The sequence below is a fragment of the Psychrobacter aquimaris genome (assembly GCF_016107525.1).
GTDB classification, from domain to species: domain Bacteria; phylum Pseudomonadota; class Gammaproteobacteria; order Pseudomonadales; family Moraxellaceae; genus Psychrobacter; species Psychrobacter aquimaris.
The window spans coordinates 59,429-84,273 of sequence record NZ_JABASR010000009.1; the positions used below are offsets into that span (position 1 = coordinate 59,429).

Genomic DNA, 24,845 nt, shown 5'->3' on the forward strand with positions numbered 1-24,845 from the left:
GTGTTAGTTTGGTTGTTTGGCTGGCTTGGTCAGTATTATACGCCGTTTTCTGCGGTTTCTTCGTTGACGCTACGAGCGTTACTTGCGGTCATTACCGCCCTCGCATTTAGCATGTTTTTTGGCGGGCGTGTGATTCGACGTCTGCGTGCGCTTAAGTATGGTCAGGCGATTCGCAATGATGGTCCGCAATCGCATTTGGCTAAAACTGGTACCCCGACCATGGGTGGGGTGCTGATTTTAAGTGCGATTGGCGTATCCACCTTACTGTGGGCGCGTTTGAGTAACCCGTACGTTTGGATTTTGCTCATCGTCATGATTATCTTTGGCGCGGTTGGCTGGGCAGATGATTGGCTAAAAATTAAGTATAAAGATCCCAAAGGTTTAATCGCCCGCAAGAAGTACTTTTGGCTCTCTATGGGTGCATTATTCGTCGGTGTGTCTTTGTATTATATCGCCACCTTGCAACCAGATATCGCGACCACGCGCGAGATGCAGGATTTGCTACTACCGATTTTTAAAGATTGGATGATTCCTTTCTCGGCAGTGCCGTTTGGTATTGGCTTTATTATCTTTACCTACTTTGTGATTAATGGTGCTTCTAACGCTGTCAACTTAACCGATGGCTTGGATGGCTTAGCCATTTTGCCTGTGGTTTTGGTAGCGGCAGGCTTGGGCGCGATGGCCTATGTTTCGGGTGATGTGCGCTTTGCTGATTACTTGCATGTGCCTTATATTGCCTATAACTCCGAGGTTCTCATTGTCTGTGGTTCGATGATTGGTGCGGGGCTTGGTTTCTTATGGTTCAACGCCCATCCAGCCCAAGTATTTATGGGTGATGTGGGGGCACTTGCTCTTGGGGCAATGCTCGGTACGATTGCCGTTATGACCCGTCAAGAGATTGCTTTTGCTATTATGGGTGGTCTATTTGTTGCCGAAGCGTTATCGGTCATGTTACAGGTTGGCTCGTATAAGCTGCGTAAAAAGCGCGTCTTTCGGATGGCACCATTGCATCATCATTTTGAAGAAATTGGCTGGAAAGAGACGCAAGTAGTGGCAAGGTTTTGGATTATTGCCATTATCCTTGTGATTCTTGGGCTAATGACCTTAAAGCTACGTTAACACAGCCATATCGCTTGAACATTAATATGAATATCATTTATGCAAAAGCCATCTCACTTTAGTTGAGGTGGCTTTTTTTTGGTTGCTGATAGCTTGTTTTCTGCATTGTTTATCGCGCCTTTTATCACGCAGTAAGCCTGAATTTTGTTAAAATGGCAGCCATATTGCTATGACGTTGAGATACTTGTGAGCTTATTTATTTGTCCCCTTTGCCAATCACCACTACAACCCGCCGCAGATACGTGGCGCTGCGATGGTAGCTTACACCCAAAACAAACCGCTCATCCATTTGATGTGGCACGTCAGGGTTATGTCAATCTATTACCCGTGCAACAAAAAAAATCCAAAGCACCAGGCGATAGCCAGCAATCAATCGAGGCGCGCAAACGGTTTTTAAATGCCGGACATTATCAGCCATTGCAAACGCTTATTTGCCAAAAAATGAGGGAATTGTTGTCAAAAAATGATTCAGTCACTGAGCCAATAATTAAAAAGGATAGCAAGGTGGTCAATTGGTTGGATATTGGCTGCGGCGAAGGTTATTACACGCAGGCAATGACACAGACGGGAATGGATACGCTCATCGCGGCAGATATCAGTAAACCTGCTGTGGTAGAGCTTGCAAAAGCCAGTAAGGCTTTAGGTCGTCTTTGGTATCAGCAAGCTAAAGACAGTGTTACTAATGAGACAGTTAAGTCAGCAGCCATCTATCCATTTGTTACCAGCGCTGCCCACTTGCCGTTACGCACCCATAGCATAAAGGGTATTAGCAGTATTTTTAGCCCTATCTTGCCAGAAGCGTTCAATGAGGTATTGACTGCAGACGGTTATTTAATCATCGCCAAGCCAGATGTCGGGCATCTAGCGACGATGCGAGAAGCATTATTTGATAGCGTCCGCGAGCATGATTCTGATAAATTTTTGCATGAATTAGCTCCATACTTTACGCTAATGGGTACGGAGCGTGTCAGTACCGAGATGACATTGTCAGCCACTGATCTGGCTGATTTGATGACCATGACGCCTTATGCTTATCGCGCGCTTAATGAAAAAAGACAGGCGCTACTAGACTCGGTCGAAACAGAGCCTTTTGCAACGCAAGCTAAGTTTGTCATTTATATTTTGCAGAAGACGGTAGCTGAATAGAATTGTTTCATGTAATTAGCATTCCTTTCATGGCATTTAGCTTACTTGCTAAGAGTTGGGTTATAAAATGGGTCCCATGGTAGCGATGATGTTATTCCAGATTTTATAGGACAACGGCCAGTTTTCAACTTGCTCACGAGTGACTTCTTCAGAATCAGCGATATACTGATATTGTCGCTCAACAATGTCTGCTGTCAGCGTTTTATCGCTAAACACAATGTTGTTTTCGTAGTTCAAATCAAAGCTACGCAAGTCTAGATTGGTGGAGCCAATCAGACTGATTTCGCCATCGACAGTCAAAGTTTTGGCGTGTAATAGGCCAGGCTTGTATTCATAAATGCTTACCCCAGCTTCAAGCAGTTGCCAGTAATAACTATGACTGGTAGCAGCCACGACTATTGAATCGTTGTTCTTTGGGAAAATCATGGTTACTTGCACACCGCGATAAGCGGTCGCACATAAAATGCTAACGAGCGAATAATCAGGCACAAAATATGGGGTTGAGATAATCAGGGTTCGCTTCGCCTGCCCAATTAAGGTGCCTAAAAATTGCGGCGTGGTGCCGCGTCGTTGGGTGGGACCATCAGAAAAAACTTGTGCAGCAAAGCCTTTTGGCGGCGGTTTTATTGGTAAGGTCTCATCAGCCTCTGCCTGAGATGATTTTTGTTGTTCTGGTTGAGGGTTGATAAAATAAGGAAAGCTATCGAGCGGCGTATGGGGATTTTCAGTCAGCCAATCACTGGCAAACAACATCTGATTTTGTGCCACAACCGGTCCTTCGACCCGCAGCATAATATCTACCCACGGCGCAAATTTTGGCTTTACACGAAACTCAGGATCGGCGCAGTTGCGACTGCCATTGTAGCTGATTTTGCCATCAATGACCGTAATCTTGCGGTGATTTCGCAAGTCGATGCGGCTAAACATGAGTACCTTTAAAATAGGACTAATTGGTAGGGCAACACTGACTTGTACGCCAGCTTCTTTCATTTCCTGCCATATCTTTGAGCCTACCATTTTCCGTGAGCCCAAACCGTCGACCATCGCTCGGCAGGTGACGCCGCGTCGTGCTGCACGCATGAGCGCTTGGGCAGTATCAAGTCCCATACCATCGATCAGCCAAATATAATACAGCACATGGATATGATCGGTCGCTGCATCAAAGTCGGCAATCATACGTTTGCGAGTCTCAGCCGCATCTGCCATCAGCTCTGCACGATTTCCCACCGTTGTATGATAGCCAGTCGCATTTGCAGCGTAGGCAAAGGCCGCTTGGTATTCCGGTTTGATATTCTCCAACAAAGCTGTCTCATGACCAAGCACATCAGGACGATGTGCAGCCAGCTTATTGATGATCTGCTTACGTTCGCGCTTAAAGTTGCCCTCCAGATGCACCTCACCAAACATCCAATAAATCACCACTCCCAAATAAGGTAAAATAAACAAGATGACGATCCAGGCTAGCCTAGCAGGGGAAGTCAGATCATGGCGAGCGAGCACTCGCAATGAGATCAGTATCAGCAGCATAAAATGAATGATTAAAAATATATTCAAAAGCATAGTGCCTCCCGTCCTTGTTGTTTTTATTTACAGTATTTATCAGTGGCTCTTATTGATTATAGCGCACTGTAAAACTCCCACTGTTTTGATTGGTAAAAGCAGCAATGAGGTAAGGTTAGCGGTTATGGTATTTAGGAGTAAGCTTGTTCAAGCTCATGAAGATATATGTTGCCATTAATATTCTCCTAACAGCCAACCACTGACAAAGGCAAAATATTCGCGAAACCAAGCGTTGTAACGAGTGGATAAAGGCGTGGGACTGGCGATGGTGAGCGGTTGTGTATAGCCCTGATGGCGTGCAATGCTGGCTGCGCGAATACTATGAAAATCACTGGTAACGATGGCGATAGGATCAGTGATAGAAAGCCCTTTTGCTTCCAAAAATGCTCGGCTGTTAGCGAGGTTTTCCTCTGTACTGGTACTTTTGCCTTCTTGTAAGATGCATCTGAATGCCACGCCATGTACCTCATGCAAATACGTGGCCATAATGTCGGCTTCGCTACGTGTACGCTGAAAACCAACGCCACCACTGGTTATTACCAAAGCATTTGGTTGCGTCTTGATAAGGGGCACGGCGGTGTCCAAGCGCTTGGCGAGAGTCGGTGTTGGCTTACCTGCAACCGTGCCTGAGCCTAATACAATGATAGCAGCGACTGCAGGTACGGATTTAGTGCTCTGTTTAATCTGCTGCTGTAAGACGTAAGTAAAGATGCCAAAGCTGACTAGCCAAATGAAAAATACCATCCATAGCCCAGACCAAAAGTAGAGTAACCAACGATATTGATGGATAAACGCTATTACTTTATGCCAAAAAATGCCATGGATGACAAACACTATCCCCAATAAAAACGGTACGACAGAACCAAAATTTACCTTACCAAATGCCATTAAAATGGCACAGTCGACGATAATAACGCTGCCAATAGTGATTAATAAAACTCGCCCTAATAGAATGAGTTCTTTGGGAACAGCTATACAATTATTTAAAGGCAATATATTCACTGAATCTTCTACGATGCTATTGTTTTAGACGATATATAGGTTATGACAAAAGACTGGTTCATGCCATGATAATGTACCCTGTTTTGAGATAACGTTTTATTGTGGTTACTCGCAGAGATAAGTCGATAGCAGGTCAATACGGAGCTTTGGAAGATAGGTTGAGATGATTAATAATTGCAGAGATGGTTTTATAGAGTGAATGTAAATTTAAGGAGATTTTTATGGCTGTCAAATAAAGAGCCAAAATTATCTTTATATTTCAATTATGTATGTTGATATCACCATTCATCGCTATAAAGACACCGCTCATCTGTTAGTTTCTGATTTGTCATATCTACCTTAAGTAAATATTTTTACTGTTATACACAATTGTTACGGTAGTATACAATTTTTATTATCATAAATAATTTTTATTGTGGTAGTATTTTTTTATTAGGTAATGAGAAGCTTGTCTTATGTGAATAGTATCAGCTTATACGCTACTAGATTCTTCTTGTTTTTTACTAAACTTCTAAAGAATTATTCTAGTTGATATCAAACATACATCAGTTTTAATTAAAGGGTTCAAATTATGAATATGTTCTCAAAAATTGCGTTAACTGGTCTGGCTTTGTCATTATCTTCATTTGCATCAGCAGCAGTTAGTGACAGTACTGACTTTCGAGTAATTCTACCTGAAGTTTTAGTGCTCTATCACTGGGATGATGTTGTATTGAATTTGACCGCTGACAGTATTGCTCAGAATGATAGTACTCTTACTCGAACAGGAACTACTGAACTAGGAACTACTACGGCTACAATTGATAGCCCTGCTATAGATACTAATGCTAATGCTGATATCCTTTCAACCTCAATAAAAGTCACCTTGAAAGATGCTTGGGCAGTACGTAATTTATCTAATACTAATGGTGTTCAGCTGCAATTAACCAATCCTAATCCTACGCTGATAAGTACTATTGACCAAACATCCTCTCTTACTACCAGTGGTGCTGTTTTAGAGTCTACCAGCGACAAGGTTACTGGTAGTAAAACGGCCGCGACTTTAAATATTCTTTCAGGTTGGGCTCCAGTAACAGGCGACATCGTTTTTGATTTAGATTTATCTAACGCTAATAGCTCTGGCGAATATAATACACGTGGCGCTAGCGGGACAACTGGTGCTGGTGCTGTCGGTTCTGAAGCTACTGATAGCTTCTTGTTAACCCTGACTAGTGCTGCAGCACCATAATTATATGAAGTAGAACTTAGTTAATATCGATTTTAGCTAAACGGTGATACGAACATACCAGCTAAAATTGCTGGTATTTTTGTATCATACTTTCAACCGTAAGCATCTTCAGTCACTTGCTGTCTTTATTAACATAGTGTCTAGCCAGCAATCTAATATAATAAGGTAAACATATGACATCCTCTCTCAATGGTAGCCAAAGATTAAGTAAGCTAGCCCCTGGTCTTTCAGTCGCTGCTTTAACAACTATAGTCATGTTCTCCTATCCTGCCCAAGCCGAACTGATCATAAATAACTCTATAGATGATGGAGGACAAGTTCAGATGGTGATTAGTGAGGCTAGCCAGGACGGGCTACCACCTGCACAATTAGGCATTCAACCATCTGTAGTGGATGAGATGGTATCTTTAACCCAACGCAAAAATCTAGCCAAGCTTAACCAATCTTTTACGTTATACAATTATGGTACTAAGCCTAAAGTCATTAAGTTAAGCTTGATAGATGTGGATGAAGCAGGGAAACCAATCGAGCCTAGTGAGAGTACGCTCAAACCATGGACATTGATTAACCCTACACAGTTTACTATTGCACCAGGCGGCTATCAGACGGTACGTATGTCCATACGCTTGCCAACGGGATTTGTTGAAGGTAAACGCCATTCTATATTGTCAATTGAGCAGCAAATTGATCATGCTGTTACTTACAATACGGATGGTAGAGGAGCCACCTTAGAGATAGGTTCTCGTTATGGTCTACCTATTACTATTGATGTTCAGTAAGCCTAAAGTATGTTTAGTAACTTTGGTGTCTTTACCTTGCGTCATTGCTTATTGTCCGTCAGCGTTTGCAGAAATGCAAAATATCGCTGCCAACTCGATAGCCCCTGTCTCATCTGTTACAGGGGCTATTAAAAGTAATAGAGTGTTAGAGCCTACTTTGGTAGGTGTCTTAGTTAACGGACAAGAGCAGGGCAGTATTGATGCTCTTCATGAGTCAGGATCTGACTTTGAGAGTGATACTCAAAATAGTCATTATCTTTTATCTATCGATGACTTAATTAAATTAACTAATGTCAGTTTCGTACCTATTGGTAGGCAAAATACTGATAGGCTTAATGGAGCTAATCCGACAGGTGGCTATGATGTCAGCACCCCGATTGGTGATGTCCAGCTTTCTGCTAATGAAGTCGTTTCTTACCAAGGGCAGAATTATATTGCCCTTGATGTATTAAAAAAACTGGGTATTACCGCAGAGTATAGCCAGCCAGATTTAGCTATCATTTTAAACATGGGCTGGCGTCCATCAAAAGACCCCCCTTCACTAAAAGATAATAACGTTAAAGAAGTTTTACCCATTGACTACTATCCTAGCCGAGCAGGTTTGCTTGGATTATCATTTGACACTAGATTCAGTGCTAGCGAAAGCAATAACAGTCAAAACAACGAGACGTCTACTAGCCATCAAATGTATGCTGATATTGGTGCTTATGGTTATGCGCTAGGTGGTGTATGGGGTGTCAATGCTAGAGGTTATGATAGTAATAATGAGTACAGAGGTAGTGGCGAAGACGAGTCAGGTAACAATGATAGCTTTCGTCGAACTGTTTTAGACGGCTTTACCTATTTGCCCTCAGAATGGGATGACTGGGAAATAGATAACTTGTATTGGGCAAAATCCGGAGAGCACTTAGCCACACGCCTTGGTATTAATCAACCCAACTCCCTAGGTCAGGGAGCACAGACATCAGGTTCTGAATTTACTGGCGCCATGTTTGCCTATAGTAATCGTAATATCGCACGGCATCTATCTTATTTTGATGAAGACAGTCGTAGCTTATTACAAAATACTAGCCAAGATTATCAAAATCTGACGGGTATTGGCGAGGCTGGTGGCGTAGCAGAACTGCGTATCAATGGTCGTCCTATTGCTCGAGTACAAATTGGATTGGATGGGCGTTACGAGTTTTTAAACCTCGATGTTAGCCAATTATCATTAACAGATACCTTGGTTGAAGTGGCAATTTATGCTTATCCATTATCCCGTCAACCACTTGAAATTCGTCCTATTTTACTTGGTAAACGTCGTACCAACGCGGCGACTAATGAACTGATAGTAGAAGCCGGTATAGGTCGCTCAGGTAATCTAATTGATAGCAATACTAGAAGACGTTCAAACAATAATGACAAGGGTGATACTGCCGCACATCTATATACCGAGTATGGTGTCAATAATCGCTTGGCAGTACGTGGCGGCGTCAACACTAACATACAAAATCTTCAAGAAGACAACGACTCACTCTCGTGGCACGCTGGGGCAAATTATAGCCTCTCGCCTTATAGTAATGCTGACATTAGCTACGCCAATACACCAACCCAAGATTTTTGGCAGGCTCAATTAGAGTACCAGCGCAAAAAGCTATGGGCAAACTATCAGTATCAAGCTCGTCAGTATGACAACGCTGGACTAAATACTTTCTTACCAAACAACAGTGAAAAAGAGCGATTGAATGATCAACGTCATCAGTTGCTTATCAACTATAGCCCGAGTGATAGAACTAATATTAGTTTCAATCAATATTATGATGATATGGCTGCTAAGATAATTGATACAGATGACTACTACACTTATACCAGTGTTAATCATAGGTTTAATGAAGCATTAAATGGCAGTGCTAACTGGAGCAGTGGAGACAATCGTTATGGCTATAATTTCATATGGCAGGACGCTTATAGACCTATCACACATGATAAGGCGGTTGACATTGGTAGAACGCGTAGCACTATAGGATTGTCTGGTGATAATGATAGCGACACGCTATCGCTACGACGTCAGCTTGATAATAGTACTAGTTTGGGGCAATCCATTAGTCGTTTGCACAGAAATAACGATATCTTGTATCGAGGTGATGTCAGTTACCGCTTTGACACAAGTAATATAGGTGGGAGTTCGATAGACAGTTCAATCAATGCAGGTTATAGCTTATATGATAGTCAGGTTGGTTGGTTGTTGGACTGGCAGCTGAATACTCGTAAAGGTATAAACTTTGGCTTAGGTTATAAACATCGTTATGTAGATTCAATATCTAGCAATCGCTATCTTGACTTAATAAATGACGGTTCATTTATTGATGATTACCAGTTACCGGCTTGGACACAGAATAACTATCTATATGCTAGGTTATCATTTGATATGTTTAAAGCACCCAGACAAAGATTACAATTTGGTGACATTCCACTTCAGCGCGACGGTAGCGTCATAGTGGATATCGAATATCAGGCTGACACTCCTATAGATTATGAAAACATACGCTTTGAGCTTGACAATCAAGAAGTAGAAGCTAGCTTGCTAGGGAGTCAGGCAACGCAGAGTCAGTACTTAATCAGCAATATCAAAGCCGGCGATTATACACTGACCATGGATAGCGAAAACTTACCTTTAGAATATAGCACTGGCGAGCTACAGACACCGCGTATACGAGTCAGCAATTATACACCTACCTCGGTGCCTATACAGCTACAGAAGTCTTATGGTGTATCAGGTAGGCTTGCTGATGCTAAAGAAGGGGTTGTAATTGATGTCTATCGGGGCGATGCACTGATACAAAGCATCACTACAGGCAGTTATGGTTACTTTCAGGTTTTTGGTTTGACTCCAAGTACTTATATATTGAAGGCTCAAGGCTATAAAGATCAGTCTGTAGACATTACTAATGACTTTGTGATGCGAATTGTTTTAAACCCAATAAAGGATACAGTGTCACAATAAGTTTAGTTTCCAATTTTAATAGCGAGTTGTTAATAGTGTTTTAAATAATATAACGTCAAATGAGAGGTTTTTATGTCTAAAATATCTGCAACTGCTTATTACCATAAATTTTTGTTAAAAATTGGTTTAACAGCAATGGCTGGCTTAATTGGACAAACAGCATTAGCAGCGTGTCCTGATACTGAAGGTATAAATATTACAGACGCTGCTAATCGTGTTGGTACAGCTGATGGCAGCTCAATATATTTCTGTAAGCAAATCTTCCCAAACAGTAGTTTAAATTTCGCACCAACTGAAAGACAGCTACTTAATGGGGGTAGTCAAGCCATCTCTAGAGGCAATACCATTCAGAGTTTCCCTCTAAGCAATCGTGCTGATCTAATGGGTTTCAATGTGGCTAACTTAGCGTTTAATCAATTGTCTGCAAATTTCCCCAATACAAATGGCGCTTTTGGGTCGCCAAGCTTATTCAACTTTTATATTCGTTCATCAGATCGAAACGATGATTGCAAGGGCGAATACCAAACCATAAAAAGTTTTTTGAGAAATAATCCTAATGTTTTTCAGCTCAACACTTCATTCTCCTCTATTGCTCAAGACACTACCTCGAATACCAGTATCGTGAAGATTACAGATGCTAAGTTAAAATCAACCATAAATCCGACAAAAGATTTAACCGCTAATATCGACCTTTACTATGCAAATCCTACTGAAGAACAGTACTTTACTGGTGGTACGATTTTTAATCGCTATCGCGACTGTTGGTTTGGGGTTGGCACTAGAGTAACCCTAAATCCCAATAACAGCGATCTAGAGTATGCAGGAAGCTATGATTTACAAATTGGAGTGTTAACTCAATAACTAAAAATGTAAAAGTATGAGGTTTTAAGGAGATTGGATTAAGTTTTTTTATCATACTTATATTTAAATATAGGTTAAAGAAATAGCTTTAATTCATCACTATACTGATTGATAGTCTCAAATATTTTGAGGGCCTCTGCAAAAGTTATCACACTCAATGACTACAACGTTACTGTTAGTCAAGAAATTACTGAAGGTAATCTGCAAATAGTTCCGCGCTTTTCTGTACATAGTTTTAGAATTGTTCAGACGTTATCTTTTAGTTTTATCTTATTGCTTGAAAATATATAGCTATCTTTTAGGATTATGCCAAAAATAAGAAGAATGAGCCATTATAAGTGGCTCATTCTTCTTATTTATTCTGTTTCTGCTATCAGATCCCTAATCGTATGCGGATCTTTTTAGTATATATATTAGACCAACACAAAACGTGGGATACATAGGTCTGGGCAGGAATTTTTCGGACAGCAATAGATGACAAAGATAGACTGTAAGACATGCTATTAAAGCATTTAAAAAGGTATTTAGAGGTTGTTTGTACAGATGGGAAAAGCTATAGGCTTTGATTGAGCAGAATAAGATTGGCGGTGAAGGAGGGATTCGAACCCTCGATACGCGATTAACGTATACACACTTTCCAGGCGTGCGGTTTCAGCCACTCACCCACTTCACCGTTTTTAGACGGCTTAGTATAGCGGATACTGTTTAGAATGTCACGACTTGCACCTTATCTTTCTTTATTTACAAACGCCTGCTACGATAGCGTATACGTAATGACAAGCATAGATGGTTGAAAGTTGAATGATAAGTTTCGGTAGCCTAAAAGCCAGTTTTAAAAACAGTATTATAATAACCGTGATGGTGGTAGTAAGCATAACTTCAGTGCATGCTGATGACTTTACCCAGTGTAGTGAGTCTTTTTATGGCGGTGTCTATCCTGAGTTTATCAATACCAAGTTAAGCAACAAAACCCAAGCACTATGCATGGATGGGTTTGCCGTTATGTATTCTGGCGTGTCGCGTACACCGCTTTGGTCGGCAGAATATTTGGATCGCAAGCGTTTACAGCAAGCCAAAGAAATCGATCGTGAAGACAGCTTTCATGAAGAAAGTAGGCTACCAAAATCTGTACGCGCCTCATTGTCTGATTATTCAGGTTCTGGCTATGATCGTGGGCATTTAGCGCCCAATGCCAATATGGCGAATCGCAGTCAACAGTATGATAGCTTTAGTCTCGCCAATATCGCCCCGCAGTCACCGCGCAATAATCGCTATATCTGGCGAAATATTGAATCAGCCACTCGTTATTTAACCCAGCAATATGGAGAGGTTTATAGCATTACAGGAGTGGCATTTACGGGCAAAAAAACCAAGCAACTGGCGAATCGTGTGTTAGTCCCCAGTCATTTCTTTAAAGCCGTTTACATCCCAGCGATTAATCAAGCAGGGGTCTATTACGCACCAAATGATGAATCGGAACGTATAGAGGTTATTAGTATTGATGAGCTCTCGACCAAAATTGGTATCGATGTGCTGCCCATATTGGACGCCAAAACCAAAACACAGGCATTTGATCTGCCATTAAAGGCAGGTGACAGCTCCGAGTTGCCCGATGAGCCAACAGAAGAGCCGACTTGGATGCTGTTTGTTTGGGCGATTCTTGAGTGGTTAATTGCCCAGTTGCAAGCATGATGCTTCTGTGACACGAGTCTATATGTGAGAGAAGGCGCAAAACATCTCAAAATCACGTAAGATATTATTAATAGAAAGGAGAATAAAATGATTGACCCATTTGCCAATGACCACCAAAGCATGCAAATTGGTGAGCTGGTCATCGAAAACCAAACAGATAAAATTATTATATATGGCGATATTGATTTGACTCTGGATGCCGCTGGATATGAGCAAGCACAACAATTACATGAACTAACCAGCAAGATTATTCAGGCATTCGAAAATAATGATGAATATAATAATCAGCATCAGTCAAAAGAAAAAGATGACCAGCTGGATAAAAATATTGATAATCCTTTCTTGTAACTGTTTGATAAAGTTAAGCTTTTATAGAAATAATAAACTATAAAAAATTACTAGGCAAAAGCTTAAAATTGCTTATAATGAGTCAAGACATCGCTTATGTCGCATAAAATTTTGATGAGCAGCTTGTTTTTACTTATGCCAACCACTACCAGCGGGTAGAAAACGGCATAGCTGTTAGTAAAAATTTTAGCGAAGGATAAGCCTAGGGGATCAGAAACATAACGTTTCGAGTAATCATTGTATGAAGGGAGTCAGTCTATGAAATTATTTACAAAAACCACTTTAGCTGTTGCAGGTATCAGTTTAGCAAGTATGGCATTCGCCGCTGATCCTTTGGCCAATACAACGTGGCAGACATTTGATGAAGGTAAGCCAAAAGGTACCGTAAAGATTACTGAGTCAAACGGGGTGCTAACAGGTACACTTGTTGCGGCTAATACTGCGAAAGGCAAACAGTACGTTGGTACGACGGTCATCAAGGGTTTGAAATCTGATGGCAATGGTAAATATAGTGGTGGTACGATTACTGATCCAGCAAAAGGTAAAGACTATCGTATGACAGCAAACTTGAATGGCAACACCTTAAATATAAAAGGTTATATCGGTCCATTCTCACGCAGTCAAACATGGAAAAAGAAATAAGCCTATCGTTTATTTTTAGTATTACATCGCATATTTATCAATAAAAATCCCGCATTACCGAAAGGTGTTGCGGGATTTTTAGTACACATATTTCAATATTGGCTGAAGCGCTTATCTCACAAACTCTGGATATGCTTCCATACCGCACTCTGCTATATCTGCACCTTCATACTCATCTTCTTCAGAGATGCGCAGACCCATCACGAACTTGATAATTGCCCAAGTGATTAAGCTGGCGATGAATACCCAAGTAAAAATAGTGGCTGCACCAGCAATCTGGCCTACGAATGATGCTGCTGGATTGGTAATTGGTACGATAAGTAGACCGAACAGACCAACCACACCATGAACTGAGATAGCACCCACTGGATCATCTATTTTTATTTTATCCAATGCTAAGATAGATAGTACAACGATAACGCCAGCGACTAAACCAAACAGTGTTGCTTGTAATGCTGATGGAGTAGATGGTTCTGCCGTGATGGCGACTAGCCCTGCGAGTGCACCATTTAAGAGCATGGTTAAGTCAGCTTTGCCAAAGATGATGCGTGCTATTATTAAAGCACCAATTGCACCGCCTGCCGCTGCTGCATTGGTATTCAAAAACACCATAGCAACCGAGTTGGCACTGGCGATATCACCAAGTTTCAGCACCGAACCGCCATTAAAACCGAACCAGCCCATCCAGAGAATAAGTGTTCCAAGCGCTGCCAGTGGTAAGTTAGCACCTGGAATGGCGCGTATTTCACCATTAGGGCCATACTTGCCTTTACGTGCACCTAGTAATAATACCCCTGCCAATGCAGCCGCAGCACCCGCCATATGGACGATACCAGAACCTGCAAAATCAGAAAAACCCATATCGCCTAAATTGAACATACCAAATACATCATTGCCACCCCACGTCCAGCTACCTTCTAATGGATAAATGACACCTGTCATCACCACAGCAAATAATAGGAACGACCACAGTTTCATACGCTCAGCCACCGCACCTGAAACGATCGACATACAGGTTGCAACAAACACTACTTGGAAGAAAAAATCAGAGGCAGCGGAGTAAACAGAGTCACCGTCAAAGCCGTTTTCAGCCGAGGCTGCTAGGGCATCTGCTACCAGCGTTTCATTACCCGCAATACCGCTCAAGAATAGGTTGCCACCATACATAATGGCATAGCCGCATATCATGTACATGGTACAAGCTGTGGCAAAAAGCGCGATATTTTTAGTTAAAATCTCAACGGTGTTTTTTGAGCGGACGAGTCCAGCTTCTAACATAGTGAAGCCTGCTGCCATCCACATGACGAGCGCCCCGCACATTAAAAAGTAAAACGTATCAAGTGCATACTGGAGCTCGAAGATTTGATTTTGCATGTTAATTCCCCCTTGAATTGATGCAATACAGCTATCGGTATGATCTATAAATCTGTGTCTATAGGTTGGCCTTGCGCGTTAGATAGCGTCAGGGCCTGTCTCGCCCGTACGAATACGAATGACTTGCTCGAGTGCAGTGACGAAGATTTTTCCATCACCAATCTTGCCCGTGCTAGCGATGCGAGTGATGGCTTCGATAGCAGGTTCGACCATCTCATCAATAACAGCCACTTCGACTTTTACTTTAGGTAAGAAGTCCACCACGTATTCTGCGCCGCGATAGAGTTCTGTGTGACCTTTTTGGCGACCGAAACCTTTGACTTCAGTAACAGTGACACCTTTAACACCGATGTCAGAAAGCGCTTCACGTACATCATCGAGCTTAAACGGTTTTAAGATCGCAGTGATTAGCTTCATAAAATATTCCTTATTTGTGTGATGCCGCAGGTTGATAGAAGCATTGTGGTGCATTGTATCGCTGCCATGCTTACTATTAGTCATTCAAGAACTGTGCCAATTTACTCAAGGGGGATAGGTAAGATTGGATTTATTTGCTCAAAAACAGCCCTAGTAATGGCAAAAATACTGGCTATGCTGCAATGGTACAAACCATCGTTATGAGCATAGAGAATGCGAATTAACCTTTAGCGTTGAACTGACGAAAACTTTATTATAACCAACTTTTTAGGTGCTTGGGGAGACCATCCAACTATTTCCTGTGATGATTTGCTAACCTAGTTTGGCATATTAAATGAATCATTTGATGAGAAAGTATGGAATACCGTGTGATACGTGAAGCGGCAGAGCTTAATATTGATGTATATGCTCTGCGCTCAAAGAGAGAGGGGTGACCGTGTAGACCGGCTAAGACCTATACCTTTGGGAAGAGTAGGTAGGGGGTTTTGGTGCTACCGAGCAGCTTTTTCGTGTCGCTACCTTTTAGAAGTTCACGCAGACGAGATTGGCCAAAGGCACCGGTCATCAGCATACCGATATCATTTTCATTTTGATAATAATTCAAAGCCGCAGAGACATCGCGACAGTCCAACAACGCTTTTTTAGACTTGATGCCTGCTTGTTTAAGCCGCGCATAAGCCTCACGTAGCGCATCACAATTTTCAGAGTTTTCTTTACCGACCATCACGATATGAACGGTTAATGCGCGTACCAGTGAGGTTTTGCAGAGCCAATTGAGCAATTTATGAGACGTTGAACTGTTGTCAAAAGCAAATAACGCGGTCGTAGGGGGCAAAAATGGTGCATGAGTCACCAAAATGGGGCAGTGACTGACTCTAATCAATTGGCTCAATGTCGATTTGCAGGTGACATTGTGACCTATAACGATTAATTGTGCTTTGTCATCGACGTAATCGATACTTTCATTAAGGTTTTCATGGCGATGTAGAGTATAGGTTTTTAGCTTTTGTCGCTGCTGTTCGCAGTAGGTGGTGGCTTGATGGAGCAAAAGCTTGCCTTGGGCTTTTAGCTCACAATTACTCAAGTGCTCCTTGGTGGTGAATTGCTCAAGCAGCATATTTTCATCATCGATATTGAGACAGCCTGAATAGTTCACCGCCGCTTTTTGCTGCAAGCTCGGTACAGAATGTAACAATCCGATAGGTGCTTGTAGACGAGTCGCTGCCCACATGCTGGCTTCTAAGACTGCTTGCACGTGGTCTGGGCAGTCCAAGCAGGCAATCACACTATCTGGTTTTAAATTACTCATAAGACCACCACATTATTCCAATATTAAAAAGACAGAATAAAAAGACAGCTGCTTGGCTCAAGGGTGGGACGACAATGCTCGCACCTAATCCTTTATACCAATGCAGCTGTTTATTCAACTGTCTATTTATGAGCGGTTAATCAATATCAGCTCGATAAATAGACGTGGCTTTGTTTAATCCAATAAGCCAATATCTCGGCGATCGTGGACAGAGAAGCGATCAATCAGGGTTCGGCTCGCATTATTGAGTCCCACCACTTTGACATCAATGCCTTCACGTTGCAAGCGCATGACCAGCTTGTCCAAGGTGTCTACGGCACTAACATCCCAAAAATGCGCTTGGCTGACATCAATTTGAATACTGTCCAAAGCTTCTTTGGTATCGAAGCTGTTTAAGAACTGGGTCGTAGAAGCAAAGAATACTTGTCCTTGCACATAATAATAACGGCTATTAGTACTCTCATCATATTCGCTAAATACCGTTAAGAATTGACCAATTTTATTGGCAAATGCCAGCGCCGATAGCAGCACGCCCACGCCTACACCATAGGCTAGGTTGTGCGTAAATACTGTGGTCAAAACAGTCGCTAGCATGACAATGTTAAATGACATCGGATGCGTTTTAAATTCGCGAATAGACTGCCAGTTAAAAGTACCAATGGAGACCATAATCATCACAGCAACCAGTGCTGCCATTGGAATTTGGCTCACCCATTCACTCAAGAAAACCACCATAATGAGCAGTACCACACCTGCCATCAAAGTAGACAGCCGCGTACGTCCGCCAGATTTGACGTTGATCATAGACTGACCAATCATGGCACAGCCTGCCATGCCACCAAAGAAACCTGATACGACGTTGGCAATCCCTTGACCACGACATTCGCGGTTTTTATCGCTTGGCGTATCGGTTAATTCATCAACGATAGTGGCCGTCATCATCGACTCTAATAAACCAACGATGGCAAGCGCGATAGAATAAGGCGTGATGATCAATAAAGTATTTAGGTTCAATGGAATGTCAGGTAATAAGAACATCGGTAATGAATCAGGCAAATCGCCCATGCTACCAACATTACGAATATCGAGATTCATATACATGGCGACAGCGGTCAAACCAACGATACAAATTAGCGGTGACGGAATCACGCGACCGATTTTAGGAATCAGCGGAAACAAGTAGATAATTGCTAAGCCCGCCGCCGTCATGATATAAACAGTCATGCCGACGCGTTCTGTCATAGGGTTAAGCTCAGGCAGCTGGGCGGCAAAGATCAATATTGCGAGCGCATTGACGAAGCCAATGACCACGGAGCGCGACACAAAGCGCATCAAATTGCCGAGCTTTAAGATACCCATCACAACCTGAATCCCGCCACACAACAAGGTGGCTGCCAGCAAATACTGCAAACCATGCTCGGCGACTAAGTCAACCATCACCAGTGCCATCGCCCCAGTTGCTGCCGAAATCATGCCTGGACGACCACCGACGAAACTGATCACGACCGCGATACAAAATGAGGCGTACAAGCCGACTTTTGGGTCAACACCTGCGATAATAGAAAAGGCAATGGCTTCAGGAATCAGAGCTAAGGCAACGACCAAACCAGATAAAACGTCGCCGCGCACATTGGAAAACCACTCGTCACGTAAGTTATCAATAAAAGATGTCATAAGTAAACTGCATAGGGTTAGAGGCAAAAAAAGTAATCATTACTCATTCATAAAATGATCGCGTCGCTATAAAAATAGCTATTCATCTTTCTTTTACGACAACATGCACTGGGTCATGTTGCGGTATTGAATTATTAAAGGTCAGTAATAATTAGGTCTACTGATTTACTGACTGGTATCACTAATATGCTCACCAATAATTGATACGATGATAAATTCAGTGAGATTACTTAAAAAAATAGTTAAAACAAGGTGCTTAAAGCAGGCCATTTATAAGAGCACCTACAATAACGAATAGCGTCAGCAATGATATGCTGCGGTAGAGGGTAATAAATAATCTATCAAATAAAAATAGCTGCTCGACATGGCCAGTCTATGATATTAACTTTGCCAAACAGAAGTGACAATAGCGTGCTAACTGTGACAACATGCTAAACTAAAATGCTTGAGTAGATACCCAGTCACTTACAGATTAGGGCAACTATTATAGCATTAGCCACTTAATATAAAAACAGGCGCATAATAGCACACAGTCATAAAAAACCAGTACCGAAATCTGAACGATACCGTTATGATGCTTCTCATCTTGACGGCATCATTTTGCTTATTTATATACTAGGTTTGTTTGATGCCATTTTGCTTGTCCAACAGAAGGAATAGATATGACCACCAACACTGCAACAGATGCCTTACTTCATAAAGGCAGTGGTCTACAAGTCGTGGTCGGTTTGGGACAATCTGGGTTGTCAGTTGCGCGCTATTTGGCCAATCAAGGCTATCAGGTTGCCGTCACTGATGCTCAGGTGACACCTAGCTTAGCCGGTCAACTGCCAGCTGAGATTAGCATACGTCAATTTGGTGCGATTGACGCAGAGCTATTGCAGCAAGCGGCGCGTATTATTATAAGCCCCGGTATCTCTCTTGCCACCGAAGCCGTCGCCGCTGCCCGCCAAGCGAATATTCCAGTGGTTAGTGACATTCAGCTATTTTGTGAGGCTTGTACAGTACCGATAGTGGCGATTACTGGCTCTAATGCTAAGAGCACCGTGACCACCTTAGTGGGGCAAATGGCAGCGGATGCTGGTGTCAATGTCGGTGTCGGCGGTAATATTGGTGTGCCAGCGCTGACCTTGCTTGATAATCCTGATATGGAGCTGGCAGTGCTTGAGCTGTCGAGCTTTCAGTTAGAGACGGTGACCAATTTGGGTGCGCAAGTGGCGACAGTTCTGAATATGTCGCCTGACCATTTAGATCGCCACGGTGATATGCTGGGCTATCATCAAGCCAAACATCGTATCTTTCAGGGTGCTAAGTCCGTGGTTATCAATCGCGAAGACGCATTGACGCGTCCGCTGGTGGCTGATAATTTGCCAAGAGTGAGTACCGGTATACATGCCCCCGATAAAGGTCAATACGGTCTTATTACTGATCCCGAAGGCCAGATTTATCTTGCTTTCGGTACAGAAAAACTACTGTCGGCAGATAAACTGTTGATTAAAGGTCGTCATAATCTGCTCAATGCACAGGCAGCCTTAGCGTTAGGCGAATTTGCTGGCTTGCCACGAGATAGTATGTTGAATACCTTACAGCAGTTCACTGGACTTGAGCATCGTTGCCAGTATGTGGCAAATGCTGCAGATATTGATTACTTCAATGATTCAAAAGGCACCAATATCGGCTCAACGATGGCAGCTATAGAAGGGCTGGGCGCAGTCTATGCACCAAAGGACGGTAAACTACTATTGATTTTGGGTGGACAAGGCAAGGGTCAACAGTTTGGTGAATTGACGCCGTTTATCAATCAATATGTTAGCCAAGTACTGTTTATTGGTGAAGATGCGCCGCTGATTGAGCAGCATCTGCGAGCGGCTAATATAAGCGCCGATGTGACGCTACATCAGTGCCAAACTTTAGAAAATGCTTTTACAACCATTCAACAAGTGACGACAAGCAGCTTATCACAAGTACAAGCGGTGCTATTGTCACCTGCTTGTGCCAGCTTTGATCAATATAGTGGCTACGCGGCTCGTGGTGAGCATTTCAGTCAGTTGGTTGGTCAGTTAGTAAGTGAGTCATCAGGTATGATGACTGCGGAATAAAAGGTTTGATGATTTAAGCATTTGCATGACAAGTGCTTGGGTAATCTCAGCATTTCATAAACAATAAGGGCAATGTAATAGGATTGCCCTTAATTGACTTTTATGACGCGCGCGCATTTTCTGTATAAATGATTGTTTTGCTTATAGATTGCTGCTACTGTCAATCATAATAAGCCAGCAAGGTAATAGGTCAGTTTATTTGCTTAGTAATCTGTCTGGTATTGTCTGTTTTCTATTTTTAAACGGTGGCGTTTAATAGACGCCGTGTTTTTTCGTTCGTTAGTGTATATAAAATTATGGCGCTCTCTTCTCTTTTTCGTTCCTCGTCCCAACCGAAGCAAGTATCTGGCTCAGATGGTATTCTTTCTATGCCATCAGCACGTGCTATTCTCATATCGAGTGTTGGCTGTATGTTGGTGCTCAGTTTATTGATGGTGGCTTCCGCTTCTATTCCTTTTGCGCTCAGTCGCGGCATGACAGAGCTGCACTTTTTCAAAAACCAACTACTGTATATGATAATCGGTTTGACTGTCGCCACAGTCTCTTATTACAGCGTCTCTTTGCGAACACTATATAAGACTGAAACCCAGTTTATCTTATTGGGTATTACTGGCATGCTACTAGTGGCAACCTTGTTTAGTACGCCGATTAACGGCTCCAAGCGTTGGCTGAATCTAGGGGTGTTTAATTTTCAGGTAGCAGAGTTGGCTAAGTTGGTGATGATTGTCTTTGTCTCTGATTTTGTGGTGCGGCGCTCTTTTGAGGTTCGTAACGGCTTAGATGGATTTTTGCGAATTATGTTGGTGGTTGCACTCATCACCATGCTGCTATTGTCACAGCCAGACTTTGGTTCTTTTGTCGTTATTTTAGGTACTATCTTTGCGATTTTTTATATCGCTGGTGCGCCTTACAAGCACTTTTTAGCACTGGGCGCGGCTGCAATCGGTGGAGCGGTCTTGATGGTGACGACAGCGCAGTACCGATTGGTACGTGTGATGTCATTTATGGATCCGTTTGATGATGTGCAAGATACGGATTATCAGCTGGCACGCAGTTTGATTGCCTTTGGGCGTGGACAGTTTACGGGCGTTGGTTATGGCGAGAGTGTACAAAAACTGTCGCATTTGCCTGAGGCACATACTGATTTTCTACTAGCCATTACAGGTGAAGAGTTAGGCTTTGTTGGGGTTACCATGGTATTGGTGCTCGAAGCGCTGATTATCGGTAGCGCGATGCGTATCAGTTATAATGCGCTCAAACGTCGGCAGATGCGCATGAGTTATACCGCCTTTGGTATCGGTGTGGTGTTTATTGCACAGACGATTATTAATGCGGCGATGAATATGGGCGCGATTCCAACCAAAGGGTTGACCATGCCATTCTTTAGTTATGGCGGCTCTTCAATGCTGATCAGCTTAGTAATGGTCGCTTTATTGCTAAAAATCTATAAAGAAAGCCCTGAAATCGAAAAAAGCCAGTGCCGTTATTATTGATAGGTTGAGCATCATTTATAGGCTCGATGCATCATGACAGGCATTAGTTAAAAAAGCGTCGCTAAATAGTGGCGCTTTTTGCAATCTAGTTTTTATCCATTAAGCATATTTAATTGTTGCTTGCCTTGTAGCGGCGTATTATCCCATTGAGCAATGGCTTGCTTTAGCATATGAGTAGGCGTGTCTCTATCGACGGCTGGTTGCTGTAATAGCTGTAAAGCATCGGCGATTAGCCTACTTGGGTCTCGCGTATCAATGGGTTGTGCCAGATTCTGCTTGGAAAGTTTTTGTCCATCAGCATGACATATCAGTGGTAAGTGATACCAATGATCGATGGCAGGTAAGCGTGCCGCCTGCATGATGCTGATTTGCGCTGTCGTCATGGGTAGGATATCTAGACCGCGCATAATATGTGTTACCTGTTGCAGTCCATCATCAAGGCTGGCAGCCAAAATATAATTGATCATACCATCTTGGCGACGCACCACCATATCACCCAATGTCTGCTGAGGATTGTCCCACTGCAATCCTTGAATACCGTCGTTAAAGCCAATCTTATAGTTTGGTAGCTGTATGCGTAGCTTATGTTGCACTCTATCAAGGTCAGCGCTGATACAGCAGCGTGGATAGCGCTTCCTGTTAGGCTGCAATGAGTTGGCATTGTCATAAGATGGGCTCAGCTCTTCTTGTGCCCAGTATTGCTCCAAGTCTTTACGCGAGCACTGACAACCATAAGTGAGTGGATGCAGGGCTGAGTGTAGATAATCATTATAAATATCAATACGCTCAGATTGATAAATGATATCACCGTCCCAGTACAATCCAAGCGCTTCCAAATCAATCAAAATTTGCTCAGTAAATTGCTGATCACAGCGTTCGGTATCAGTGTCTTCAATCCGGAGAAGCCATTTGCCACCAATGGATTTTATATGGCAAAAGCTGGCAAGCGCAGTCGTCAATGAGCCAAGATGCAGTTCACCAGTCGGTGAGGGAGCAAAACGACCAATCGGCTGTGCTGGTATGATTGGAGTGGGCATAGGAATAGGATTAGTTTTCAAGGTAGGAAATTATCAGTAGAAAAGGTAGAAGATAGAATAATAAATATATCCGTAAAAAGATATTTGTGAAATGAGTCTGTTTTGTTAGTCAAATTAATGTGAGTAAGATTAAAAGTCTGTATCAGACATGATGCATTGACTAAAAACCAGACATTTAAAACGCAACAAGCGACCATAATATGATCGCCTATGCTTACATTCTAATATTGAGATGAGTCGTAACTCGTTTAAGCGCCTTGATTTTGACGCTCTTTAATCTCAGACAGTGTTTTACAATCGATACACTGGGTGGCCGTTGGGCGTGCTTCGAGACGACGCAGACCAATCTCTACCCCGCAAGTCTCACAAAATCCATAATCATCGTTTTCGATTTCTGCCATAGACTTATCAATTTTGCGAATGAGTTTACGTTCGCGGTCACGCGTACGCAATGCGAGGGCAAACTCTTCTTCTTGGGTGGCGCGATCATTGATATCTGGCATAGCACTGGACTCATCTTGAATATAAGTCTTGGTGCGATCCGCTTCGCCAATCAGTTGGCTTTTCCAATCCAATAAAATAGCCTTAAAGTGTTCTAACTGCGCATCAGACATGTACTCTTCGTCTTTGGCAGGCACATAAGGAGTAAACTTAGCTTCACTTGGATTCGTGGTCAGGGTGCTCATATGGGTATCCTACTTTTTTCAAATTAATTCAATAAAACGACGTATCAAAAGACAAGACGCTATCAATGTCATAAACGCTATAATTTGTCCCTTTATAAAACGTTTTACCACTTGGTAACACAAGTAACACAGCGGATCTAATAGTACAGTTATCTTAATATGCTTACAGCAAACTATTAATGGTCAGGTATATGGTTATGCATATTTTTATTTAAATAGCGTTGTCTTAATAATGCGACAAATTACTGACTGTGAACACTTAGCTTGTGGTCAATTTAGCCATCCTAGCTATTATAATTCTGCCTAATATCAGATATTAGGTAGTCCTCGTTTTATTTTATAAGTTGTATCATTGTTTCTAATAATAATGAAGTGATTTTTCATAATGATGTCGTTTTTACCGTGCCAGTCATTATATTCTGAACCAAGAAATATCAGTCAATAGCTTGAGATATAAGGGCTAACATCCTTATTGGTACCAATAAATCTGGGCGTCAAGTATCCAGTCTTTCTACCCAGCTTGCAACCTTTCCATTGTTGGCTAATTGCAACCAACGGTAACCGGGCAGGGCGCTTTTATCATAGGAAAAGTCATTTTCATAAGGCTTGAACTGGTAACAAGTAGATGGTGTGCTATAGACTGTGACTCCTTGACGATAGCGGACTTGCTCTTGGTGCGTATGACCACTGATAATGACCTTGAGATGGTCAAACCCTAACAGGTTCTGCCAAAAGGCCTCACTATTCTCTGCCATATGCGTGTCGATCCAGTCAGAGTCTACGGGAATGACATGATGGTGTAGGGCGATCAGCGCAGGCTTATCACAGTCACCGAGTCTTTCGCATAACCAGTCAATATCGGTAGGCGTTATTTCGCCGGCGACTTTACCCGTGATGGATGAATCTAATAGCAGCAGCTGCCAACGATCAGTTTCAATGACATGCCTGCTTAGCAAGCGCGGGTCGGTAGGTTGAGCAATCAGTTCGCGCTCAAAGAATGGCAAGTCACTACCTATCTCATCCGTCACATCATGATTGCCCGCGATACAAGCAAAAGGAATATTGGTCGCTTGCAATACCTCAAAAATATGATCGTAAATAGCGGGTTTCACCTCATTAACTAAGTCGCCAGTCACGATAATCAAATCGCAGCGAATGTCGCTACTCAATGCTTGCTGTAGTACTGTTTCAAAGCATTGCTGACACACATTGGCTTCGCTATTGTTAGTATCGCCATCAGCACTAGAGGAGACGGGCGTTGATAAATGCAAATCTGTGATTTGTAGTATGGTTAACTGTTCATCTGGTGTGCTAATTTTATTAACAGGATAGCTTAGCATTGGGTCAGTCCCTCATCGAATCGAAACAATTGATGCTGTTAAAACGAATGATA

20 protein-coding genes and 1 tRNA gene are annotated in these 24,845 nt (G+C 42.5%); 11 read left to right on the plus strand and 10 right to left on the minus strand.

Annotated elements, in window-relative coordinates; translation table 11 throughout:
• On the plus strand, positions 1 to 1,119 hold the full coding sequence (mraY, locus tag JFC10_RS09340) for a phospho-N-acetylmuramoyl-pentapeptide-transferase (RefSeq protein ID WP_193011750.1): 1,119 nt from the start codon (positions 1 to 3) through the stop codon (positions 1,117 to 1,119).
• A gap of 186 nt (positions 1,120 to 1,305) precedes the next feature.
• Positions 1,306 to 2,265, plus strand: a complete 960-nt coding sequence (locus tag JFC10_RS09345) for a putative RNA methyltransferase (RefSeq protein WP_320157978.1) — start codon at positions 1,306 to 1,308, stop codon at positions 2,263 to 2,265.
• Positions 2,266 to 2,325: 60 nt separating this feature from the next.
• On the opposite strand, the gene cls is transcribed toward JFC10_RS09345, so the two are convergent.
• Complete coding sequence (gene cls, locus JFC10_RS09350; protein ID WP_198332612.1) at positions 2,326 to 3,825, minus strand: cardiolipin synthase; 1,500 nt, start codon at positions 3,823 to 3,825, stop codon at positions 2,326 to 2,328.
• Between the two features lie 174 nt (positions 3,826 to 3,999).
• Entirely contained in the window at positions 4,000 to 4,827 is an 828-nt protein-coding gene (locus JFC10_RS09355; RefSeq protein WP_406947333.1) for a YdcF family protein, read from the minus strand.
• Positions 4,828 to 5,398: 571 nt separating this feature from the next.
• Here JFC10_RS09355 and JFC10_RS09360 point away from each other — a divergent pair.
• The 4 genes from JFC10_RS09360 (at position 5,399) to JFC10_RS09375 (ending at position 10,681) form a co-directional block, all read left to right on the plus strand.
• Positions 5,399 to 6,055, plus strand: a complete 657-nt coding sequence (locus JFC10_RS09360) for a hypothetical protein (RefSeq protein WP_198332613.1) — start codon at positions 5,399 to 5,401, stop codon at positions 6,053 to 6,055.
• A 173-nt stretch (positions 6,056 to 6,228) separates the two neighbouring features.
• Entirely contained in the window at positions 6,229 to 6,834 is a 606-nt protein-coding gene (locus tag JFC10_RS09365; RefSeq protein WP_198332614.1) for a hypothetical protein, read from the plus strand.
• A complete protein-coding gene (locus tag JFC10_RS09370; protein WP_198332615.1) occupies positions 6,803 to 9,820 on the plus strand; it encodes a hypothetical protein in 3,018 nt (1,005 codons plus the stop codon). The genes JFC10_RS09365 and JFC10_RS09370 overlap by 32 nt, the downstream gene beginning before the upstream one ends.
• A 72-nt stretch (positions 9,821 to 9,892) precedes the next feature.
• The gene (locus JFC10_RS09375) at positions 9,893 to 10,681 is read left to right on the plus strand and encodes a hypothetical protein (RefSeq protein ID WP_198332616.1); all 789 of its coding nucleotides are present in this window, start codon (positions 9,893 to 9,895) and stop codon (positions 10,679 to 10,681) included.
• Between the two features lie 582 nt (positions 10,682 to 11,263).
• Here the strand turns inward: JFC10_RS09375 and JFC10_RS09380 are convergent.
• Positions 11,264 to 11,354: transfer RNA gene (locus JFC10_RS09380), tRNA-Ser, on the minus strand.
• Positions 11,355 to 11,482: 128 nt separating this feature from the next.
• On the opposite strand from JFC10_RS09380, the gene JFC10_RS09385 reads away from it, so the two are divergent.
• From JFC10_RS09385 to JFC10_RS09395, 3 genes are all read left to right on the plus strand, one after another.
• Complete coding sequence (locus JFC10_RS09385) at positions 11,483 to 12,373, plus strand: DNA/RNA non-specific endonuclease (RefSeq protein WP_227685962.1); 891 nt, start codon at positions 11,483 to 11,485, stop codon at positions 12,371 to 12,373.
• Positions 12,374 to 12,460: 87 nt separating this feature from the next.
• Positions 12,461 to 12,721: a hypothetical protein gene (locus JFC10_RS09390; protein ID WP_198332617.1), complete on the plus strand. Its 261-nt coding sequence runs from the start codon at positions 12,461 to 12,463 to the stop codon at positions 12,719 to 12,721.
• Positions 12,722 to 12,979: 258 nt separating this feature from the next.
• Positions 12,980 to 13,363, plus strand: a complete 384-nt coding sequence (locus JFC10_RS09395; protein ID WP_193011444.1) for a DUF2147 domain-containing protein — start codon at positions 12,980 to 12,982, stop codon at positions 13,361 to 13,363.
• 111 nt (positions 13,364 to 13,474) lie between these two features.
• Here the strand turns inward: JFC10_RS09395 and JFC10_RS09400 are convergent, their stop codons facing one another.
• The 4 genes from JFC10_RS09400 to JFC10_RS09415 form a co-directional block, all read right to left on the minus strand.
• The gene (locus JFC10_RS09400) at positions 13,475 to 14,737 is read right to left on the minus strand and encodes an ammonium transporter (RefSeq protein WP_198332618.1); all 1,263 of its coding nucleotides are present in this window, start codon (positions 14,735 to 14,737) and stop codon (positions 13,475 to 13,477) included.
• A 78-nt stretch (positions 14,738 to 14,815) separates the two neighbouring features.
• Positions 14,816 to 15,154, minus strand: coding sequence for a P-II family nitrogen regulator (locus JFC10_RS09405; protein ID WP_010197981.1), 339 nt, complete (start codon positions 15,152 to 15,154; stop codon positions 14,816 to 14,818).
• A gap of 454 nt (positions 15,155 to 15,608) precedes the next feature.
• Complete coding sequence (locus tag JFC10_RS09410; protein WP_198332619.1) at positions 15,609 to 16,463, minus strand: universal stress protein; 855 nt, start codon at positions 16,461 to 16,463, stop codon at positions 15,609 to 15,611.
• 174 nt (positions 16,464 to 16,637) lie between these two features.
• Entirely contained in the window at positions 16,638 to 18,137 is a 1,500-nt protein-coding gene (locus tag JFC10_RS09415; protein WP_198332620.1) for a SulP family inorganic anion transporter, read from the minus strand.
• 662 nt (positions 18,138 to 18,799) lie between these two features.
• Here JFC10_RS09415 and murD point away from each other — a divergent pair.
• Entirely contained in the window at positions 18,800 to 20,236 is a 1,437-nt protein-coding gene (gene murD, locus JFC10_RS09420; protein WP_198332621.1) for a UDP-N-acetylmuramoyl-L-alanine--D-glutamate ligase, read from the plus strand.
• A gap of 368 nt (positions 20,237 to 20,604) precedes the next feature.
• On the plus strand, positions 20,605 to 21,729 hold the full coding sequence (gene ftsW / locus JFC10_RS09425) for a putative lipid II flippase FtsW (protein WP_193011439.1): 1,125 nt from the start codon (positions 20,605 to 20,607) through the stop codon (positions 21,727 to 21,729).
• 92 nt (positions 21,730 to 21,821) lie between these two features.
• Here the strand turns inward: ftsW and gluQRS are convergent, their stop codons facing one another.
• From gluQRS to JFC10_RS09440, 3 genes are all read right to left on the minus strand, one after another.
• Positions 21,822 to 22,766, minus strand: a complete 945-nt coding sequence (gene gluQRS / locus JFC10_RS09430; protein WP_198332622.1) for a tRNA glutamyl-Q(34) synthetase GluQRS — start codon at positions 22,764 to 22,766, stop codon at positions 21,822 to 21,824.
• 248 nt (positions 22,767 to 23,014) lie between these two features.
• A complete protein-coding gene (gene dksA / locus JFC10_RS09435; RefSeq protein ID WP_193011437.1) occupies positions 23,015 to 23,452 on the minus strand; it encodes an RNA polymerase-binding protein DksA in 438 nt (145 codons plus the stop codon).
• Between the two features lie 494 nt (positions 23,453 to 23,946).
• Positions 23,947 to 24,792, minus strand: coding sequence for a metallophosphoesterase (locus JFC10_RS09440; RefSeq protein ID WP_198332623.1), 846 nt, complete (start codon positions 24,790 to 24,792; stop codon positions 23,947 to 23,949).
• Positions 24,793 to 24,845: the final 53 nt, after the last annotated feature.

Excerpts from the sequence above, each read along its gene's own strand:
- JFC10_RS09365 (WP_198332614.1), top strand. The coding sequence starts at position 6,229 with ATGACATCCTCTCTCAATGGTAGCCAAAGATTAAGTAAGCTAGCCCCT.
- JFC10_RS09405 (WP_010197981.1), bottom strand. The coding sequence starts at position 15,154 with ATGAAGCTAATCACTGCGATCTTAAAACCGTTTAAGCTCGATGATGTA.
- cls (WP_198332612.1), bottom strand. The coding sequence starts at position 3,825 with ATGCTTTTGAATATATTTTTAATCATTCATTTTATGCTGCTGATACTG.
- JFC10_RS09400 (WP_198332618.1), bottom strand. The coding sequence starts at position 14,737 with ATGCAAAATCAAATCTTCGAGCTCCAGTATGCACTTGATACGTTTTAC.
- JFC10_RS09370 (WP_198332615.1), top strand. The coding sequence starts at position 6,803 with ATGGTCTACCTATTACTATTGATGTTCAGTAAGCCTAAAGTATGTTTA.
- JFC10_RS09375 (WP_198332616.1), top strand. The coding sequence starts at position 9,893 with ATGTCTAAAATATCTGCAACTGCTTATTACCATAAATTTTTGTTAAAA.
- JFC10_RS09415 (WP_198332620.1), bottom strand. The coding sequence starts at position 18,137 with ATGACATCTTTTATTGATAACTTACGTGACGAGTGGTTTTCCAATGTG.
- dksA (WP_193011437.1), bottom strand. The coding sequence starts at position 23,452 with ATGAGCACCCTGACCACGAATCCAAGTGAAGCTAAGTTTACTCCTTAT.
- JFC10_RS09360 (WP_198332613.1), top strand. The coding sequence starts at position 5,399 with ATGAATATGTTCTCAAAAATTGCGTTAACTGGTCTGGCTTTGTCATTA.
- gluQRS (WP_198332622.1), bottom strand. The coding sequence starts at position 22,766 with ATGCCCACTCCAATCATACCAGCACAGCCGATTGGTCGTTTTGCTCCC.
- JFC10_RS09440 (WP_198332623.1), bottom strand. The coding sequence starts at position 24,792 with ATGCTAAGCTATCCTGTTAATAAAATTAGCACACCAGATGAACAGTTA.
- JFC10_RS09410 (WP_198332619.1), bottom strand. The coding sequence starts at position 16,463 with ATGAGTAATTTAAAACCAGATAGTGTGATTGCCTGCTTGGACTGCCCA.
- JFC10_RS09385 (WP_227685962.1), top strand. The coding sequence starts at position 11,483 with ATGATAAGTTTCGGTAGCCTAAAAGCCAGTTTTAAAAACAGTATTATA.
- JFC10_RS09395 (WP_193011444.1), top strand. The coding sequence starts at position 12,980 with ATGAAATTATTTACAAAAACCACTTTAGCTGTTGCAGGTATCAGTTTA.
- murD (WP_198332621.1), top strand. The coding sequence starts at position 18,800 with ATGACCACCAACACTGCAACAGATGCCTTACTTCATAAAGGCAGTGGT.
- ftsW (WP_193011439.1), top strand. The coding sequence starts at position 20,605 with ATGCCATCAGCACGTGCTATTCTCATATCGAGTGTTGGCTGTATGTTG.
- JFC10_RS09390 (WP_198332617.1), top strand. The coding sequence starts at position 12,461 with ATGATTGACCCATTTGCCAATGACCACCAAAGCATGCAAATTGGTGAG.